The organism is Streptococcus sanguinis (assembly GCA_013378335.1).
Classification (GTDB): Bacteria; Bacillota; Bacilli; order Lactobacillales; family Streptococcaceae; genus Streptococcus; species Streptococcus sanguinis_I.
Window position 1 is genome coordinate 260,744 of the sequence record CP040556.1, and the last position, 19,079, is coordinate 279,822.

General features: G+C 43.4%; 15 protein-coding genes. All 15 read left to right on the forward strand.

The features are described from left to right. Nucleotides 1-159 precede the first annotated feature (159 nt). The 15 genes from FFV08_01480 (at nucleotide 160) to FFV08_01550 (ending at nucleotide 19,064) form a co-directional block, all read left to right on the forward strand. Nucleotides 160-4,845, forward strand: a complete 4,686-nt coding sequence (locus FFV08_01480; protein ID QLB51464.1) for a Cna B-type domain-containing protein — start codon at nucleotides 160-162, stop codon at nucleotides 4,843-4,845. A 234-nt stretch (nucleotides 4,846-5,079) separates the two neighbouring features. Continuing rightward, nucleotides 5,080-5,958, forward strand: a complete 879-nt coding sequence (gene rsgA / locus FFV08_01485) for a ribosome small subunit-dependent GTPase A (GenBank protein ID QLB51465.1) — start codon at nucleotides 5,080-5,082, stop codon at nucleotides 5,956-5,958. Nucleotides 5,959-5,969: 11 nt separating this feature from the next. Continuing rightward, entirely contained in the window at nucleotides 5,970-6,629 is a 660-nt protein-coding gene (gene rpe, locus FFV08_01490) for a ribulose-phosphate 3-epimerase (GenBank protein ID QLB51466.1), read from the forward strand. Then, entirely contained in the window at nucleotides 6,568-7,254 is a 687-nt protein-coding gene (locus FFV08_01495) for a thiamine diphosphokinase (GenBank protein ID QLB51467.1), read from the forward strand. The genes rpe and FFV08_01495 overlap by 62 nt, the downstream gene beginning before the upstream one ends. 1 nt (nucleotide 7,255) lies before the next feature. Further along, nucleotides 7,256-8,512, forward strand: a complete 1,257-nt coding sequence (rmuC, locus tag FFV08_01500) for a DNA recombination protein RmuC (protein ID QLB51468.1) — start codon at nucleotides 7,256-7,258, stop codon at nucleotides 8,510-8,512. Then, the gene (locus FFV08_01505; GenBank protein ID QLB51469.1) at nucleotides 8,502-9,446 is read left to right on the forward strand and encodes an HD domain-containing protein; all 945 of its coding nucleotides are present in this window, start codon (nucleotides 8,502-8,504) and stop codon (nucleotides 9,444-9,446) included. Before rmuC ends, FFV08_01505 begins: the two co-directional genes overlap by 11 nt. 62 nt (nucleotides 9,447-9,508) lie before the next feature. Next, complete coding sequence (gene purR / locus FFV08_01510; protein QLB51470.1) at nucleotides 9,509-10,354, forward strand: pur operon repressor; 846 nt, start codon at nucleotides 9,509-9,511, stop codon at nucleotides 10,352-10,354. Between the two features lie 21 nt (nucleotides 10,355-10,375). Continuing rightward, nucleotides 10,376-10,840, forward strand: coding sequence for a hypothetical protein (locus FFV08_01515; protein QLB51471.1), 465 nt, complete (start codon nucleotides 10,376-10,378; stop codon nucleotides 10,838-10,840). A 136-nt stretch (nucleotides 10,841-10,976) separates the two neighbouring features. Beyond that, nucleotides 10,977-11,069, forward strand: coding sequence for a D-fructose-6-phosphate amidotransferase (locus FFV08_01520; GenBank protein QLB51472.1), 93 nt, complete (start codon nucleotides 10,977-10,979; stop codon nucleotides 11,067-11,069). Next, the gene (locus FFV08_01525; protein QLB51473.1) at nucleotides 11,056-11,469 is read left to right on the forward strand and encodes a 30S ribosomal protein S12; all 414 of its coding nucleotides are present in this window, start codon (nucleotides 11,056-11,058) and stop codon (nucleotides 11,467-11,469) included. The genes FFV08_01520 and FFV08_01525 overlap by 14 nt, the downstream gene beginning before the upstream one ends. Nucleotides 11,470-11,488: 19 nt before the next feature. Next, nucleotides 11,489-11,959, forward strand: coding sequence for a 30S ribosomal protein S7 (gene rpsG, locus FFV08_01530; protein QLB51474.1), 471 nt, complete (start codon nucleotides 11,489-11,491; stop codon nucleotides 11,957-11,959). A 273-nt stretch (nucleotides 11,960-12,232) separates the two neighbouring features. Continuing rightward, nucleotides 12,233-14,314: an elongation factor G gene (gene fusA / locus FFV08_01535; protein QLB51475.1), complete on the forward strand. Its 2,082-nt coding sequence runs from the start codon at nucleotides 12,233-12,235 to the stop codon at nucleotides 14,312-14,314. 322 nt (nucleotides 14,315-14,636) lie between these two features. Further along, nucleotides 14,637-15,647, forward strand: a complete 1,011-nt coding sequence (gene gap, locus FFV08_01540) for a type I glyceraldehyde-3-phosphate dehydrogenase (GenBank protein QLB51476.1) — start codon at nucleotides 14,637-14,639, stop codon at nucleotides 15,645-15,647. A 349-nt stretch (nucleotides 15,648-15,996) separates the two neighbouring features. Next, nucleotides 15,997-17,808, forward strand: coding sequence for a glutamine--fructose-6-phosphate transaminase (isomerizing) (glmS, locus tag FFV08_01545; protein ID QLB51477.1), 1,812 nt, complete (start codon nucleotides 15,997-15,999; stop codon nucleotides 17,806-17,808). A 248-nt stretch (nucleotides 17,809-18,056) separates the two neighbouring features. Then, entirely contained in the window at nucleotides 18,057-19,064 is a 1,008-nt protein-coding gene (locus FFV08_01550; protein QLB51478.1) for a uroporphyrinogen decarboxylase, read from the forward strand. The last annotated feature ends 15 nt before the right edge of the window (nucleotides 19,065-19,079 follow it).

A 19,079-nucleotide genomic window follows, 5' to 3' on the forward strand; every position in this document is an offset into this window, starting at 1 on the left:
TGTGAAAATGCCAATAGAGAATGTGAAATTTTTTCATACTACGAAAAAGTCTCTATTTTTTCTTTGCTAAAATAGTTCTATAATATTGCCATTATAGTAAGTATTTGTTACAATAAAATTAATTGCTTATTTAGGTAATGAAATAAAAAGGAGAATGTTATGAAACTGAAAAAATGGCTGCTATTTTTGATGCTGCCCTTTCTGTTTTTGCTGGATTTGAAGCTCTTTACAGCAACGGCTCAAGCGGATGTTTTGAAGAATGCAATTACAGATATTAAAATCTGGGACCACTCTAATGGCCGCGAAGCAACCAAGGTTAATGGTGCTTATAATTTGGTTCAAGGGGGGAATTATCGTTATGAGTTAGTTTTTGATTTATCTGCTTACGATAGCAAGCTCAAGGACGGGGACACCTTTACCTTTACAGTACCAAACGGTGCAACCATTGCTAATGGCACAACCTTTACCTTGACGGATAATGAAACGCAGGTCCAGCTTGGAGCTGCTAAGATGACGTCGAATGGTTCGGGTAAGGGCGGTGTCATTACGGTAACACTTCAAAATTTGGCCGATTACAAGTCCAAGACAACTGCCAGTGGAGTAAGAGGAAGTTTTTTCTTTGATTTTCAGGCGACGACAGTAGGCGCTGAACAGGATTGGAATTACAATCCTGAGGAAACTCAAGGGGCGATGAGCCATAAGGTAACCATTAACGAGCGCAAACAGAGCAGTTTTTCAACAGCTGGTGAAAACTACGCTAAGATTGGAGGAGTCATTGCTAAGAAGCCATATAATTCGGCTATTCTAGGCAAGAGCGGTGACTATTCACATAACTGGACTGTTCGTATCAATACTCAGCAAAAGACCTATAACTCTCCGATTGTTATCAAGGATGTCATTCCAGATAGCAGTGCACCTATGCAATTCGTTCCGGAGCAATTTGTCCTTCGCCAAGGGGAGTACACACAGAGTTTATCAAGTATTGCGAATTCTGTTATCTTGAAAGAAGGTCAAGATTACACGGTTACTTATAATGAGACCTATACAGAGTTTACTCTGACCATTCTTAATCCAGACAACCATGCCTTTATGTTGAACTATATGACAACTTCACCAGCTGATGGTTCTTTGGTGTCGAATACGGCTGAGATGGAAGTTAATAATGAAAAATTGCCATTCAGAGATGATCGACCTGGTCAGACGAGTTCTACAATAGAACGTAGTAGCCGGATTACAGAAGGCGGTGTCATTACAGCTGATATCAGTAACAGTCTGGTTCTCTACAAGCAAGATTCTAAGACTGGCAAAATGCTGGAAGGTGCTGTCTTTAAGGTGACAACTCCTAGCGGTGAAGAGATTACTTTGCCGCCGACAGATGCTAACGGTCGGGTTTCTACACAGCCTTTCTCAAGTGAAGAAATCAAGAAAGGTCAATTCACAGTAGAAGAAGTAACAGCTCCGGAAGGCTATGTACTGGACAGCAATCCGATGAAGGTGACTATCAAGGCTGATGGAGCGGTTAAGACAGTCAAGAATACAGTGGATCCAAATGCCAGCAAAAAGCTGACAGTCAAGAAAATTTGGAAAGATGAAAACAATCAGGATGGCAAACGTCCAGCTTCTATTGCTGTAGATGTCTACGCTAACGGTCAAAAGTTAGCTGATAAGACAGTGACCGTAACTGGTGGCAGTACAGATGCGGAGTGGACAGCTCAGACAACTGATTTTCCAATCTTTGATGCAAATGGTCAAAAAATCACCTATACAATCGGTGAAGATCAGCTTGATGGTTACGATGCTCCAGAAGTAGATCAGGAAAATCTCACTGTTACCAATAGTCGTACGCCAGAGAAAATCGCTATCAAAGCCAGCAAGAAATGGGATGACGCTGAAAATCAAGACGGCAAACGTCCTGCCAATGTTGTTGTAAAACTTTATAAAGAAGTCGGTAGTCAGAAATCAGAAGTTGCGAACCGAACTCTGACTGAAGCTGACCAGTGGGCAACCGAGTTCACCGACTTGAACAAATATGAAAAAGGACAAGAAGTTGTTTATTCTCTGGAAGAAGACGCGGTCCCTCACTATCAATCACAGGTAACTGGCAATGCTGCTGACGGCTTTGTGGTGACCAACACTTATAAACCAGAAACCATCAAGATTTCCGGTCAGAAGAAGTGGGATGATGCGGAAAACCAAGACGGCAAGCGTCCAAATGCTGTTAGAGTCAAGATCATGAAAGGCCAAGATATTGTCGATGTTCAGGAAGCGATGGCTGCTAACGGCTGGAAATATGAATCCAATCCTCTTCCTAAATATGCAGCTGGCCAAGAAATTGCTTATACTGTTGCAGAAGAAGCTGTCTCAGGCTACACGAGCAAGGTGGATGGCTACAACATCACCAACACTTACAAGCCAGAAACGGTCAAGATTTCCGGTCAGAAGAAGTGGGATGATGCAGACAACCAAGATGGCAAGCGTCCAAAATCTGTTACAATCAAAATCATGAAAGGCCAAGATGTCGTTGATGTACAGCAAGTAACAGCGGATAAAGATTGGAAATACGAATCAAATCCACTGCCTAAATATGCGGCAGGTCAAGAAATTACTTATACCGTAAGTGAGGAAGCTGTACCAGGTTACACTAGCAAAGTGGATGGTTACAACATTACCAACTCTTACACTCCAGAGACAACGACTGTGTCTGGAAGCAAGACTTGGGAAGATGGCGATAACCAGGATGGCAAGCGCCCAGCTTCTATCACAGTTAATCTGCTAGCTGACGGTCAAAAAGTCAATACGCAAACAGTCGGAGAGGCAGAAGGCTGGTCTTACAACTTTACTGGCTTGCCAGTCTACAAGGATGGCCAACGAATTACATATACAGTAACGGAAGAAGCTGTACCAGGTTATTCAACCAGTCTCAACGGCTACAATATCACCAACTCTTATACACCAGAAAAGACAGAAATCACTGCCAGCAAGACTTGGAATGACAGCGACAATCAAGACGGCAAACGTCCAACTAAGATTAACATTAAGCTGATGAAGACAGTCAGCGGTGTCAAGACAGAAGTAGCTAGCAAGGAAGTGACTGCTGCTGATCAATGGCAAACCAAATTTGAAAATCTGCCAGTCTATGAAAATGGTCAGAAGATTGATTACTATATTGAGGAAGATGATGTAGCTGGATACACTAAAGAAATCAAAGATTTCACAGTTACCAACTCTTACACTCCAGAGATGATCAAGATTTCCGGTCAAAAAGTCTGGGATGACGCTGATAACCAAGATGGCAAGCGTCCAGCTTTTGTTAAGGTTAAGGTGAAAAATGGCGATACTGTGGTGGACGAGCTTGAAGTAACAGCTGCTAACGATTGGAAGTTTGAGTCGAAAGCCCTTCCTAAGTATGCAGCAGGTCAAGAGATTGCCTATACTGTTACTGAAGAAGCAGTTGCGGACTATCAAACTAAGATTGATAAGTTCACCATTACTAATTCTTACACTCCTCAAAGTACAGAATATGCTGTGACTAAGGTTTGGGAAGATGCTGATAACCAAGACGGAAAGCGTCCAGTTTCTATCACAGTGCAGCTGTATCGCTCAGTAAATGGTCAAGATCCAATTGCTGTCGCAGGTAAGACATTAACCTTGACGGCTGATAATGAGACAGCTGCTAACACTTGGAAAGCAAGCTTCACCAATCTGCCTCAGTTTGACAAGGGACAGGAGATCACCTACTCTGTCAAAGAGGATAATGCAACAGTAGCCGCTTTGAAAGAAAAAGGTTACAGTCCGAAAGTAGAAGGTCAGACGATTACCAACTCTCATACTCCAGAGCAGGTTAAAGTTTCTGGTCAGAAAGTTTGGAATGATGCAGATGACCAAGATGGTAAACGCCCTGCATCTATTACAGTTAAGGTAATGGATGGAAGCACAGTTGTTGATAGACTGGAAGTAACAGCTGCTAATGGATGGAAGTTTGAATCTAAAGACCTGCCTAAATATAGAAATGGTCAAGAGATTGCCTATACACTTACTGAAGATGCCGTTGCTCAGTATGAAACGAAGATTGATAAGTTCACCATTACCAACTCCTACACTCCAGAAACCGTTAAAGTCTCTGGTCAAAAGGTTTGGGATGATGCTAATAATCAAGATGGCAAGCGCCCAGCATCTATCAAGGTCAAGATTTTGGACGGAGATAAGGTGGTAGATGAGCTGGATGTGACAGCTGCTACTGATTGGAAGTTTGAGTCCAAAGATTTGCCTAAGAATAAGAAGGGCAAGAAAATCAACTATACAGTCCTTGAAGAAGTGACAGTTGAGGGGTATAGCAGCAGCCAAGAACAAGCAACAGATGGCAGCTTCACTTTGACTAATAGCTATAAACCAACACAGATTGCTGTTAAGGGAACTGCTGTATGGTCAGATGCTGAAAATCAAGATAAAGTTCGACCTTCTAAGATTACTGTTCGCCTCTTGGCAGATGGCAAACCAATCAAAGAACTGGTTGTGTCAGAAGAAAATGGTTGGCAGTATAACTTTAGCGACCTTCCTAAGTACAAGGATGGCAAGGAAATTGTCTATAGCGTTGCGGCTGATTCAGTAGGTGATTATAAGCTTGACATCAACGGAACTCAGCTGACCTTCAGTCGCATCCCTGCTAAGAAAGTGGCAGTTGAAGGAGAGGTTTCACCTAATAAGCGAGGCGGTCAGGCTCTGAAAGCAGAAGGAAAAGCTCTTCCTCGTACTGGTCAGGAAGAAAATCTCCTTGTTACTATTCTTGGCTTCCTAGCAGCTCTTCTCGCAGGAGGAATGCTGATGGCTAAGGCGAAACGCAGCTAATCAGTTTTGTAGCTTACTAAAAATCGCAGTGAGCATCTCATTCGATATAAAAAAGCGAACAGGTTCTTTTGAGCTTGTTCGCTTTTATCATGCCAGTTTTATTCCAAATATTTTAAAGTAGTTGTTTTCTATGAAAAATGAACCTAATCTTAAGAAATGCCTTCTATGCAAAACAAGCAAGCTAAATCTCGCATTTTTTGTTATAATGAGTGTATTAACTTTTAAGGAGCAATCTTGCAAGGAAAAATCATAAAGGCTCTGGCTGGTTTCTATTATGTAGAGTCGGACGAACAGGTTTATCAAACCAGAGCGCGGGGTAATTTTCGCAAAAAAGGGCAGACACCTTATGTCGGTGATGAAGTCGAATTTTCAGCAGAAAAAGATTCGGAAGGCTATATTTTAAAAATAGCAGAGCGAAAGAACAGTCTTGTGCGGCCGCCGATTGTCAATATTGACCAGGCAGTTGTAATCATGAGCGCGAAAGAGCCAGATTTCAATGCCAATCTGTTGGATCGCTTTCTGGTGCTTTTAGAGCATAAGCAGATCCATCCTATCATCTACATCAGTAAGTTAGACCTGCTTGAGGATGAGCAGGGCTTGGATGTCTATGTGCAGACCTATCAGGCCATCGGTTATGAGGTCCTTAAGGCTACTGAGGAGTTGCTGCCGCTGCTGACAGGGAAAATCACTGTTTTCATGGGACAGACTGGGGTTGGAAAGTCCACTCTGCTCAATAAAATCGCTCCAGACCTGCAGCTGGAAACAGGAGAGATTTCCGAAAGTTTGGGCCGCGGCCGTCATACGACACGGGCCGTCAGCTTTTACAATCTAAATGGTGGAAAGATTGCCGATACACCAGGGTTTTCGTCTTTGGATTACGAGGTGAGTACAGCTGAAGATCTCAATCATGCTTTTCCTGAGATTGCTGAGTTCAGCCAATTCTGTAAATTTCGTACTTGTACCCATACTCACGAGCCGGCTTGTGCTGTCAAGCCAGCAGTTGAGTCCGGCCAGATAGCTTCATTCCGCTTTGATAATTATCTGCAATTTCTCAGCGAGATTGAGAATCGTCGGGAAACCTATAAAAAAGTTGCCAAAAAAAATTCTAAATAAGGAGAAAAGCTATGACATCATTCAAAATTGCCCCTTCAGTCTTAAGTGCGGACTATGCTAATTTTGAAGCAGAATTGAAGAAGTTAGAAGCGACAGGTGCAGAGTATGCCCATATCGATATTATGGATGGTCATTTTGTACCAAATATCAGCTTTGGGGCTGGGGTTGTTGCCAGTATGCGTCCTCACAGCAAGCTAGTCTTTGACTGCCATCTGATGGTTTCCAATCCTGAGCACCATATCGAAGAATTCGCTCGTGCCGGTGCAGATATTATCAGCATTCATGCTGAAGCGACGCCACATATTCACGGAGCGTTGCAGAAGATTCGGGCAGTAGGAGTTAAGCCTAGTGTTGTGATTAATCCGGGAACACCAGTCGAAGCAGTCAAAAATGTTTTGAATTTGGTTGACCAAGTCCTTGTGATGACAGTTAATCCAGGCTTTGGCGGTCAGGCCTTTCTGCCAGAAACTATGGATAAGATTCGTGAACTGGTCGTTCTGCGCGAAGTCAATCAGCTGAATTTTGATATTGAGGTGGATGGCGGTATTGACGATAAGACTATTGGGATTGCTAAAGAAGCTGGTGCCAATGTCTTCGTAGCTGGCAGCTATGTCTTCAAAGGTGATGTCAACCATCAAGTCCAAACCTTACGGGATGCCCTACATGACTAAGGTTGCGCTGTTTGCTGGCGGAAACTTGGAGCATTTTAGCTTAGATTTTGATGTTTTGGTTGGAGTAGACCGTGGGAGCCTCTTTCTGCTTGGGCAGGGAGTTTGTCCTGACTTGGCTGTCGGGGATTTTGACTCTGTTACCGAGGAAGAATTACTGCGCATAAAAGATAGTGTCAAGGAAGTCGTTCAGGCCCATCCTGAAAAGGATGATACAGACCTGGAGTTAGCTGTTCTGGCTTGTTTTGAACGGTATCCAGATGCCCGTTTGACCATTTTCGGAGCCTTTGGCGGCCGTCTGGATCATGCCTTGGCCAATGTCTTCCTGCCCAGTAATGAAAAAATTGCACCATATATGGAGAAGATTTTTCTGGAAGACGAACAGAATCTGCTGACCTATGTTCCCAAGGGGCGCCATGAAATCAAACCAGTAGCTGGCATGCGCTATCTGGCCTTTCTGCCATCGGATGATGTTGCCTTAACGATTGAGGGCGCCAAATATCCGCTCAATAAAGATAACTTTTTTTTCAAAAAAGTGTATGCTTCTAACGAATTTATAGATAAGCCCATTTATTTGGACTTTGATAGCGGCTATACAGTCGTCATTTACAGCAAAGACAGGAGCTGATATGGAGTTTATAATTATCCTCATTATTTTGGGAAACCTAGTGCTGACCTTTCTCCTATGGCAAAAGCTCAGCCAGCAGACCGATACGCTAAAGCAAGTCTTGGAAAATCAGGCAGATCATCTATCGGATCAGTTGGACTATCGCTTGGAGCAGGAAAGTCAGAAAAAGCAAATGGCTCAGAAAGAGCTGGAATTAGCTCTGGGAGACCGTTTGAGCGAGGTCAGGACAGACTTGCACCGCAACTTGACAGAGCTGCGCATGGAAATCAGTGACAACCTGACCAAGAATCGGGATAAAACTGATGAGCGTATGCGGCAGATTCAAGAGTCAAACGAAACCCGTCTAGAGCAGATGCGGCAGACTGTTGAAGAAAAATTGGAAAAAACACTTCAGACTCGTCTTCAGACTTCTTTTGAAACCGTTTCTAAGCAGTTGGAGTCTGTCAATCGTGGCCTGGGAGAAATGCAGAGTGTTGCCCGAGATGTCGGTACACTGAACAAGGTTCTTTCCAACACCAAGACCCGAGGAATTCTAGGCGAGCTGCAGCTTGGGCAGATTATCGAGGACATCATGACGGCCAGCCAGTATGAGCGAGAATTTGTAACGGTGGCTGGTTCCAGTGAGCGTGTCGAATATGCCATTAAACTGCCAGGACAGACAGAGCATGAATATGTCTACCTGCCTATTGATTCTAAGTTTCCTCTGGCTGATTACTACCGTTTGGAAGATGCTTATGAGTCTGGCAGCAAGGAAGAGATTGAGCTCTACCGCAAGTCTCTCTTAGCAAGTGTTAAACGCTTTGCCAAGGATATTAAGAGTAAATATCTGGCACCACCAGCTACGACCAATTTTGGAATTATGTTTCTGCCAACGGAAGGTCTCTATTCGGAAGTTGTCCGCAACCCAGCCTTTTTTGACAGTTTGCGGCGGGAGGAGCAGATTGTGGTAGCGGGGCCATCAACCCTATCTGCCTTGCTTAATTCACTGTCTGTCGGCTTTAAAACGCTCAATATCCAAAAAAGTGCGGACGACATCAGCAAGGTTCTGGGTTCAGTCAAATCCGAGTTTAACAAGTTCGGTGGCATTCTGACCAAGGCACAGAAACATTTGCAGCATGCTTCGGGCAATATTGATGAACTCTTGACCCGTAGGACAGGAGCTATCGAAAGAACCTTACGCCATATTGAGCTGTCTGACCAAGACCTCGATTTGAACTTACTTGATTTTTCAGAAGAAAGGGAAAACAATGAAGATTAATCAAATGAAAAAAGATGAGCTGTTTGAAGGTTTCTATCTGATCAAGTCAGCAGAAGTCCGTCAGACAAGGGCTGGGAAAAATTATCTGGCCTTCACTTTCCAAGACGATACAGGAGTGATCGAGGGTAAACTTTGGGATGCTCAGCCACATAATGTTGAAGAATTCACTGCTGGTAAGGTCGTACACATGCAAGGCCGACGGGAAGTCTACAATAACACGCCCCAGGTAAATCAATTAACCCTGCGCCTTCCTAAGGCTGGAGAGCCCAATGATCCAGCAGATTTCAAGGAAAAACCACCAGTAGACCAGAAAGAAATCCGAGACTATTTATCTCAGATGATTTTCAAGATTGAAAATTCTGTCTGGCAGCGCGTGGTCCGCTCGCTTTATAGCAAGTACGACAAGGAGTTCTATTCTTATCCAGCAGCTAAGACCAATCACCATGCTTTTGAGTCTGGTCTAGCCTTTCATACAGCTACTATGGTCAAGCTGGCAGATGCTATCGGAGACATTTATCCTCAGCTTAATAAAAGCTTGTTGTTCGCAGGGATCATGCTTCATGATTTGGCCAAGGTTATTGAGCTTAGCGGTCCGGAAAATACAGAGTACACTGTGCGAGGCAATCTGATTGGGCACATCGCTTTGATTGATGAAGAATTGACCAAGACCTTGATGGAGCTGAAAATTGACGATAGTAAGGAAGAGGTTATTGTCCTGCGACATGTGCTTCTCAGCCACCACGGTCTCTTGGAATATGGCAGTCCTGTCCGGCCTAAGATTATGGAGGCAGAAATTCTGCATATGATTGATAATCTGGATGCGGAGATGATGATGATGACTGCTGCCTTAGGACTTGTAGATCCGGGTGAAATGAGCAATAAAATATTCGCTCTTGAAGGCCGTTCTTTCTACAAACCAAAACTTGAACAGTAAAATACGAAAAATGGACATTACTTGGAAAAGAATGTTCGTTTTTTTGTTTCTGTTATGGTATAATGAATAAAATAACTTTAATTGGTGAAAAAATGAAATTAAGAAGAAGTGAGCGTATGGTGGTTATCTCCAATTATTTGATTAACCATCCTTATGAATTAACGAGCTTAAATACATTTGCAGAAAAATATGAATCTGCCAAATCTTCTATTTCAGAAGATATTGTCATTATTAAGCGAGCCTTTGAAGAGATTGAAATTGGGACCATTGAAACGATTACTGGTGCCGGTGGAGGAGTCATTTTCAGCCCGTCCATCTCAGATGCAGAAGCTAAGACTATTGTGCAAGGTCTTTGTAATCAGCTGTCTGAAAGCAATCGGATTCTTCCGGGGGGCTACATTTACCTATCTGATCTGCTCAGTACTCCATCCATTTTGAAGAATATCGGACGGATCATTGCCAAAAGTTTTAAGGATCAACAGATTGATGCTGTCATGACGGTTGCGACTAAGGGAGTTCCTTTGGCCAATGCCGTAGCCAATGTTCTCAATGTGCCTTTTGTCATCGTTCGTCGGGATTTAAAGATTACAGAAGGATCAACGGTCAGTGTCAACTACGTATCGGGCTCCAGCGGAGATCGTATTGAAAAGATGTTCTTGTCCAAGCGCAGTCTCAAGGCTGGCAGTCGCGTCTTGATTGTAGATGACTTCCTCAAAGGCGGGGGGACCATTACAGGGATGATTAGTCTCTTATCTGAGTTCGACTCTGAGCTGGCAGGTGTAGCGGTCTTTGCGGACAACGCTCAGGCCAACCGGGATTATCTGGACTATAAATCGCTCTTGAAAGTAACCAATATTGATGTCAAGGCGAATACCATTGATGTGGAAATTGGAAATATATTTGATTAGGGAAAAGGGCGGAGATTATAGATGAAAACAGTTTTAGAAAAGTTTGACCACAGTCCGCTGTGGATTCGTTTAGGAGTATTGTCGATTTTATTTGGGATTCTGATTACAGGCATGATTTTGGTGCAGGGACAGTCTAATTCCAATAAGAATTCAGTTAGTTCTGCTGCCAGCATCGCATCAAGCAGCTCTTCCTTACAGCTATCTTCTGCTCAAAAAGAAGCACAGGAAAAAGAAATTCAGGAAGAGGAGCAAGCAGTTCAGGCTGCAGAAGAAGCGGTTAAGCAGCTTGAAACCATGCAAACATTGGAAGATTTGCAGCTAGCTAAGACTGCAGCAGAGAAAGTCAAGGATGCAGCAACGAAGGCTAGATTCCAAAGCCGTATTCAGGCAATAGCTGTCCTGATTGACCCAGAAGGGGCTCAGGCTGGTGTTTATGAAAATCCAGCTGCTGCATCAGAAGAAGCAGTGGCTCAGCCGCAGCAGTAACCTAGTGCTAATCTCAGAGGCAGAGATAAGCTTAAAATAGAAAAAATGTATTGACACAAAAGTATCGTCGTGCTATAATGATAGACGGTACTTTTTACTTTTGGTCTCTCAAAAGTGTACAGAGACGTGCTGACAAATGTTGCAAAAGTACACGCAGATGGTAGCTGTCACCAAGTGTATCATCACCAAAATTAAAAAAATACAGGAGAATGTAGATGCCTACAATTAACCAATTGGTTCGCAAACCGCGTAAATCAAAAGTAGAAAAATCTAAATCACCAGCTTTGAACATTGGTTACAACAGCCATAAAAAAGTTCAAACAAACGTATCTTCACCACAAAAACGTGGAGTTGCAACCCGTGTCGGAACTATGACACCTAAGAAACCGAACTCTGCCCTTCGTAAGTTTGCCCGTGTACGTCTGAGCAACCTGATTGAAGTTACAGCTTACATCCCAGGTATCGGACACAACCTGCAAGAGCACAGTGTGGTGCTTCTTCGTGGTGGACGTGTAAAAGACCTTCCAGGGGTACGTTATCATATCGTCCGCGGTGCACTTGATACAGCAGGTGTTACTGATCGTAAACAAGGCCGTTCTAAATACGGTACTAAAAAACCAAAAGCATAAGGAAAGGGGAGAAAGATAAATGAGTCGTAAAAACCAAGCGCCTAAGCGCGAAGTATTGCCAGATCCGCTTTACAATTCAAAATTAGTTACTCGTCTTATCAACCGCGTTATGCTTGATGGTAAGCGTGGTACAGCGGCTTCTATCGTTTACGGAGCTTTTGACCAAATCAAAGAAGCAACTGGAAACGATGCGCTGGAAGTATTTGAAACAGCTATGGAAAACATCATGCCTGTACTTGAAGTTCGTGCTCGCCGTGTCGGTGGTTCAAACTACCAAGTTCCGGTTGAAGTTCGTCCAGAACGCCGTACAACACTTGGACTTCGCTGGTTGGTAACTATTGCTCGTCAACGTGGTGAGCACACAATGGTTGACCGCCTTGCAAAAGAAATCTTGGATGCATCTAACAACACTGGTGCAGCTGTTAAGAAACGTGAAGACACTCACCGTATGGCAGAAGCTAACCGTGCCTTCGCACACTTCCGTTGGTAGTATAGGATGCGAAAGCGTTAAGAGAGTCCCAGAGAAAATAGGGAATCGAAGCAGGTTGCGATTGCAACCAATGAGATTCATCTTTTTCTCCAGACTTTTAGCCCGAGTTCAATTGAGCTCGGTCAGCTCTTAACTATCATTCAACTGATCATCTGACAAGTTGAGACCAACAAAAACAAGATAAGCATTGAGAACGGGTAGGTCCTGCCTATCCGTTTTTGCTAAATAATGTTATAATAAACTGTAAAATAAATTAATAGGAGAAATAACCAAATGGCTCGCGAATTTTCACTTGAAAAAACTCGTAATATCGGTATCATGGCCCACGTCGATGCTGGTAAAACAACAACAACTGAGCGTATTCTTTACTACACTGGTAAAATCCACAAAATCGGTGAAACTCACGAAGGTGCGTCACAAATGGACTGGATGGAGCAAGAGCAAGAGCGTGGTATCACTATCACATCTGCTGCGACAACTGCTCAATGGAACAACCACCGCGTAAACATCATCGACACACCAGGACACGTGGACTTCACAATCGAAGTACAACGTTCTCTTCGTGTCTTGGATGGTGCGGTTACCGTTCTTGACTCACAATCAGGTGTTGAGCCTCAAACTGAAACCGTTTGGCGCCAAGCAACTGAGTACGGAGTTCCTCGTATCGTATTTGCTAACAAGATGGACAAGATTGGTGCAGACTTCCTTTACTCAGTAAGCACTTTGCATGATCGTCTTCAAGCAAACGCTCATCCAATCCAATTGCCAATTGGTTCAGAAGATGACTTCCGCGGAATTATCGACTTGATCAAGATGAAGGCTGAAATCTATACTAACGACCTTGGTACAGATATTTTGGAAGAAGATATCCCAGCTGAATACCTTGAGCAAGCGCAAGAATACCGTGAAAAATTGGTGGAAGCAGTTGCTGAAACTGATGAAGAATTGATGATGAAATACCTTGAAGGTGAAGAAATCACAACTGACGAATTGAAGGCTGGTATCCGCCGTGCAACTATCAACGTTGAATTCTTCCCAGTATTGTGTGGTTCTGCTTTCAAGAACAAGGGTGTTCAGTTGATGCTTGATGCAGTTATTGACTACTTGCCAAGCCCGCTTGATATTCCAGCAATCAAAGGTATCAACCCAGACACTGAAGAAGAAGAAACTCGTCCAGCATCTGATGAAGAGCCATTTGCAGCTCTTGCCTTCAAGATTATGACTGACCCATTCGTAGGTCGTTTGACTTTCTTCCGTGTCTACTCAGGTGTTCTGAACAGCGGTTCATACGTATTGAACACTTCTAAAGGTAAACGTGAGCGTATCGGACGTATCCTGCAAATGCACGCTAACAGCCGTAACGAAATTGAAACTGTTTATGCGGGTGATATCGCTGCTGCTGTAGGTTTGAAAGATACAACTACTGGTGACTCACTGACTGATGAAAAAGCTAAAATCATCCTTGAGTCTATCAACGTTCCAGAACCAGTTATCCAATTGATGGTTGAGCCTAAGTCTAAGGCTGACCAAGACAAGATGGGTGTTGCCCTGCAAAAACTGGCTGAAGAAGATCCAACTTTCCGCGTTGAAACTAACGTTGAAACTGGTGAAACAGTTATCTCTGGTATGGGTGAGCTTCACTTGGATGTCCTTGTTGACCGTATGCGTCGTGAGTTCAAGGTTGAAGCAAACGTAGGTGCGCCTCAAGTATCTTACCGTGAAACTTTCCGTGCTTCTACTCAAGCTCGTGGATTCTTCAAACGCCAATCTGGTGGTAAAGGTCAATTCGGTGACGTTTGGATCGAGTTTACACCAAACGAAGAAGGAAAAGGCTTCGAGTTTGAAAATGCTATCGTCGGTGGTGTGGTTCCACGTGAATTCATCCCTGCAGTAGAAAAAGGTTTGGTTGAGTCAATGGCTAACGGTGTCCTTGCTGGTTACCCAATCGTTGACGTGAAAGCTAAACTTTACGATGGTTCATACCACGATGTTGACTCATCTGAAACAGCCTTCAAGGTTGCGGCTTCACTTGCATTGAAAGAAGCTGCTAAGACTGCTCAGCCTGCTATCCTTGAGCCAATGATGTTGGTAACAATCACTGTTCCTGAAGAAAACCTTGGTGACGTTATGGGTCACGTAACAGCTCGTCGTGGACGTGTTGATGGTATGGAAGCGCATGGTAACAGCCAAATCGTTCGTGCTTATGTTCCACTTGCTGAAATGTTCGGTTATGCGACAGTTCTTCGTTCAGCATCACAAGGACGCGGTACTTTCATGATGGTATTTGACCACTACGAAGATGTACCTAAGTCAGTACAAGAAGAAATCATTAAGAAAAATAAAGGTGAAGCCTAAGCTTTGAGCTGAACCTAGGCACTCGCGTTTGCGGGTGCTTTTTCTATTTTTGGAGAACTGACCCCTTAATAAAAAGGGGAAATGATTGATTTTGTAAGTTGTATTTCTATATTTTCAAAAGATACTGCTTTGCTTTTTCAAATCAATGAAAGTCGAAATGAAAGTTAGTGAAATAATTCATAATACTTGTTAATAACAATGAAATCAGTTGCATTTTACCTCAATTAAGTATATAATAGAAATGTTGAAAGGTGATTTGTAGCAACTCAAGTTACTCTTTTCACATAAAAATTTTTTGATTTTCATAAGGAGGAAATCACGAATGGTAGTTAAAGTTGGTATTAACGGTTTCGGTCGTATCGGTCGTCTTGCTTTCCGTCGTATCCAAAACGTAGAAGGTGTTGAAGTTACTCGCATCAACGACCTTACAGATCCAGTAATGCTTGCACATCTGTTGAAATATGACACAACTCAAGGTCGTTTCGATGGTACTGTTGAAGTTAAAGAAGGTGGATTCGAAGTTAACGGTAAATTCGTTAAAGTTTCTGCTGAACGTGACCCAGAACAAATTGACTGGGCTACTGACGGTGTAGAAATCGTTCTTGAAGCAACTGGTTTCTTTGCTACTAAAGCAGCTGCTGAAAAACACTTGCATGCTGGTGGTGCTAAGAAAGTTGTTATCACTGCTCCTGGTGGATCAGATGTTAAAACAGTCGTATTTAACACTAACCACGATATTCTTGATGGTACTGAAACAGTTATCTCAGGTGCTTCATGTACTACAAACTGCTTGGCTCCAATGGCTAAAGCTCTTCAAGATAACTTCGGTGTTGTTGAAGGATTGATGACTACTATCCACGCTTACACTGGTGACCAAATGATCCTTGACGGTCCACACCGTAAAGGTGACCTTCGTCGTGCACGCGCTGGTGCTGCAAACATCGTTCCTAACTCAACTGGTGCTGCTAAAGCAATCGGTTTGGTTATCCCAGAATTGAACGGTAAATTGGACGGAGCTGCACAACGCGTTCCTACTCCAACTGGATCAGTTACTGAATTGGTAGTTGTTCTTGAAAAGAACGTTACTGTTGATGAAGTAAATGCAGCTATGAAAGCAGCAGCTAACGAATCATACGGTTACACTGAAGATCCAATCGTTTCTTCAGACGTTGTAGGCATGTCTTACGGATCATTGTTTGACGCAACTCAAACTAAAGTTCTTGACGTTGACGGCAAACAATTGGTTAAAGTTGTTTCATGGTACGACAACGAAATGTCTTACACTGCACAACTTGTACGTACTCTTGAATACTTCGCGAAAATCGCTAAATAATTCAATAGTAAAAGAAAGAGGCTCATTTGAGTCTCTTTTTCTGTACCTTGCTTTGTGAGAATCATCAAAGACAGGGCTGTGGTATGTCGTACTTCTATTTCCCAATTTTTAGTCATATAGAAAGTCATTTTTACTAGATCTGTCCATTTTCTAAATGCTTCAAGGGGCTGTTTAGTGAAGAGAGAATCCAAGCATACTTCCCTTAAAGAAGACTATACCAATTTCATGCTTGACAAAGTGAAAAACTGTGTGTATACTAGCTTTGTTGGAGTTTTTGGACTCCAAGAAGACTATACCAATTTTTAATAAGAAGGGCTGGTTTCTAAGACTAGAAATCAGAAGTAACGTTATGTGTGGAATTGTCGGAGTTGTCGGAAATCGCAACGCAACAGATATTTTGATGCAGGGCTTGGAAAAGCTGGAATACCGAGGTTATGACTCAGCTGGAATTTTTGTAACAACAGGGAAAACTTCTAGTCTGATCAAGTCAGTCGGTCGTATCGCTGACCTACATGCTAAAATTGGCATTGATGTTGCTGGGACTACTGGTATCGGACATACTCGTTGGGCTACTCATGGAAAACCAAGTGAAAATAATGCCCATCCTCATACTTCACAGACCGGTCGTTTTGTCTTGGTTCACAACGGTGTGATTGAGAACTACCTTGATATTAAGAATACTTATCTAGCTGATCATGACTTCAAGGGGCAGACAGATACAGAGATTGCTGTGCATCTGATTGGCAAATTTGCTGAAGAAGAAGGCTTGTCTGTTTTAGAAGCATTTAAAAAAGCTCTTCACATTATACGTGGTTCTTATGCCTTTGCTTTGGTGGATTCAGAAGATGCAGATGTTATCTATGTTGCTAAGAATAAATCTCCGCTTTTAGTCGGACTGGGTGAGGGCTACAATATGGTCTGCTCAGATGCTATGGCCATGATTCGTGAGACAAGTCAGTTTATGGAAATTCATGATCAAGAGCTGGTTATTGTCCGTAAAGACAGTGTGGAAGTGCAGGATTATGACGGGCATACTCTGGAGCGTGAAAGCTATACTGCTGAGCTAGATCTGTCCGATATCGGTAAGGGGACTTATCCATACTATATGCTCAAAGAAATTGATGAGCAGCCAACTGTGATGCGTAAGCTAATCAGCGCTTATACAGATGATAAGGGGCAAGTATCAGTTGATGCGGATATTGTTAAAGCTGTTCAGGAAGCTGACCGTCTCTATATCCTTGCAGCTGGAACTTCTTACCATGCTGGCTATGCTTCTAAGCGTATGCTGGAAGAGCTAACGGATACACCTGTTGAGCTGGGTATTGCCTCTGAGTGGGGCTATGCTATGCCGCTCCTTAGCAAGAAGCCTCTCTTTATCTTTATCAGCCAATCTGGTGAAACAGCTGACAGCCGTCAGGTCTTAGTCAAGGCGAATCAGATGGGTATTCCAAGTTTGACCGTGACCAATGTTCCAGGTTCTACGCTTTCTCGGGAAGCCAATCATACCATGCTGCTGCATGCAGGTCCTGAGATTGCGGTTGCTTCTACTAAGGCCTATACAGCTCAAATTGCAACCTTGGCTTTCTTGGCTAAAGCTGTTGGTGATGCCAATAATTCTGAGAAAGCGGCAGCCTTTGACTTGGTTCACGAGCTGTCCTTAGTTGCGCAGTCTATTGAGTCCACTTTGTCAGAAAAAGAGTTGATTGACAATAAGGTCCGTAGCCTTCTGGAAACAACCCGCAATGCTTTCTATATCGGCCGTGGTCAAGACTACTATGTGGCGATGGAAGCTAGCTTAAAACTCAAAGAAATTTCTTATATCCAGTGTGAAGGCTTTGCAGCTGGTGAGCTCAAACACGGTACGATCTCTCTGATTGAAGACGGAACACCAGTTTTGGCCCTGCTTTCAGACGAAGTCTTAGCTAGCCATACTCGGGGCAATATTTCAGAAGTCGTAGCTCGGGGTGCCAAGGTGCTGACCATTGCTGAGGAGAATGTAGCCAAAGAAGACGATGATATAGTACTCAATCAGGTTCATCCATACTTGTCACCAATCTCTATGGTGGTACCAACACAGCTCATTGCTTACTTTGCAACCTTGCACCGTGGTCTGGATGTTGACAAACCGCGTAATCTGGCTAAGTCTGTCACTGTAGAATAAGCGCAGCAGGCTTTGCCTATAAAGATTACCTATCTCGTCTATAGAAAATATATATGGTACTTATCTAAAAAGGGTACAAAAAATAAGTTTATTCAGCAGAGTCTGAAAAGCCTTGAAAAAGCTAGCTTAGTCTAGCTTTTTTATTTTGCTTTGATAAATATTTTTAATCAGGCTGATAGGGAAAATATATTTCCCAGGAGAAAAAGAGGATGGTATGATATATTACAAATTCAAAGAAGGAGGAAGCAATGGTCAGCAAGAAAGAATTAGTGCTAAGAGCTTTTCGGGGTGAAGAAGTTGACCGAGTGCCTGTTGGATTCTGGTTTCACTTTGTAAGCCAAGAGGAAAAGATGCTGGGCCTGAACAATCCTGTGATTTTCAATAAAAGTGTTGAGGGGCATGCTGCTTATGTTCGAGCTGCACGGCCAGACTTTGTCAAGATTATGAGCGATGGTTTCTTTAAGTATCCCAGCGAGCTTTATTCGGATCATATTGAGTCCATTCGGGACTTGGCAGCTATTCAGTCTATCGGTGAGGATCATCCTTGGATTGAGCAGCAGATTGAGATGGTGAAGGCTGTGAAAGAAAGCTATCCGGAGGACCTCGCTTCCTTCTACAATATCTTTGCGCCGGTCTCCTATTTCAAGCGCTGGTTCCGCAGGGAAGGATCGCGAGGAGATAGAGAAATTGCAGATTTTCTAGCAGAGGATCCCGAGCTGACAGGACATGTTCTAGATGTCATTGCCGGTGATATTGCTATTTTGACTAGACGCATCATTGAGGAAGCGGGCATTGAGGGGATTTATCTCAGTACCCAGCAAGTCCAAGACGGCCGAGTAGATGGGGCTAGTTATCGTCGTTATATTGAGCCTAGTACGGTCAAGGTTCTGGCTGCAGCCAATGCGGCTGGCGGTCAGAATATTCTCCACATCTGTGGCTTTGAAGGGGCCAGCAATGATTTGGAACTGTTCAAAGACTATCCGGCTCAAGTCTTTAACTGGGCAACCCATCATGAGGGGGTCAGCTTAGTGGAAGGGCGCAAGCTCTTTGGCGGTCAGACTGTCCTGGGCGGCTTTGAAAATGGCAGAGCGGCCCTTCTAAATACCGGCAGTCGTGCAGAATTAGAGGCTGAGACCAAGCAACTGCTGGCTGAAACTGGTAGTCAGGGAGTGATTCTAGGGGCTGACTGCACAGTACCAGATGATTTCGAAACAGAAAGACTGGACTGGATTCGTCAGGCAGCTAGTCAGTTCTGACGGACTCAGCAAAGC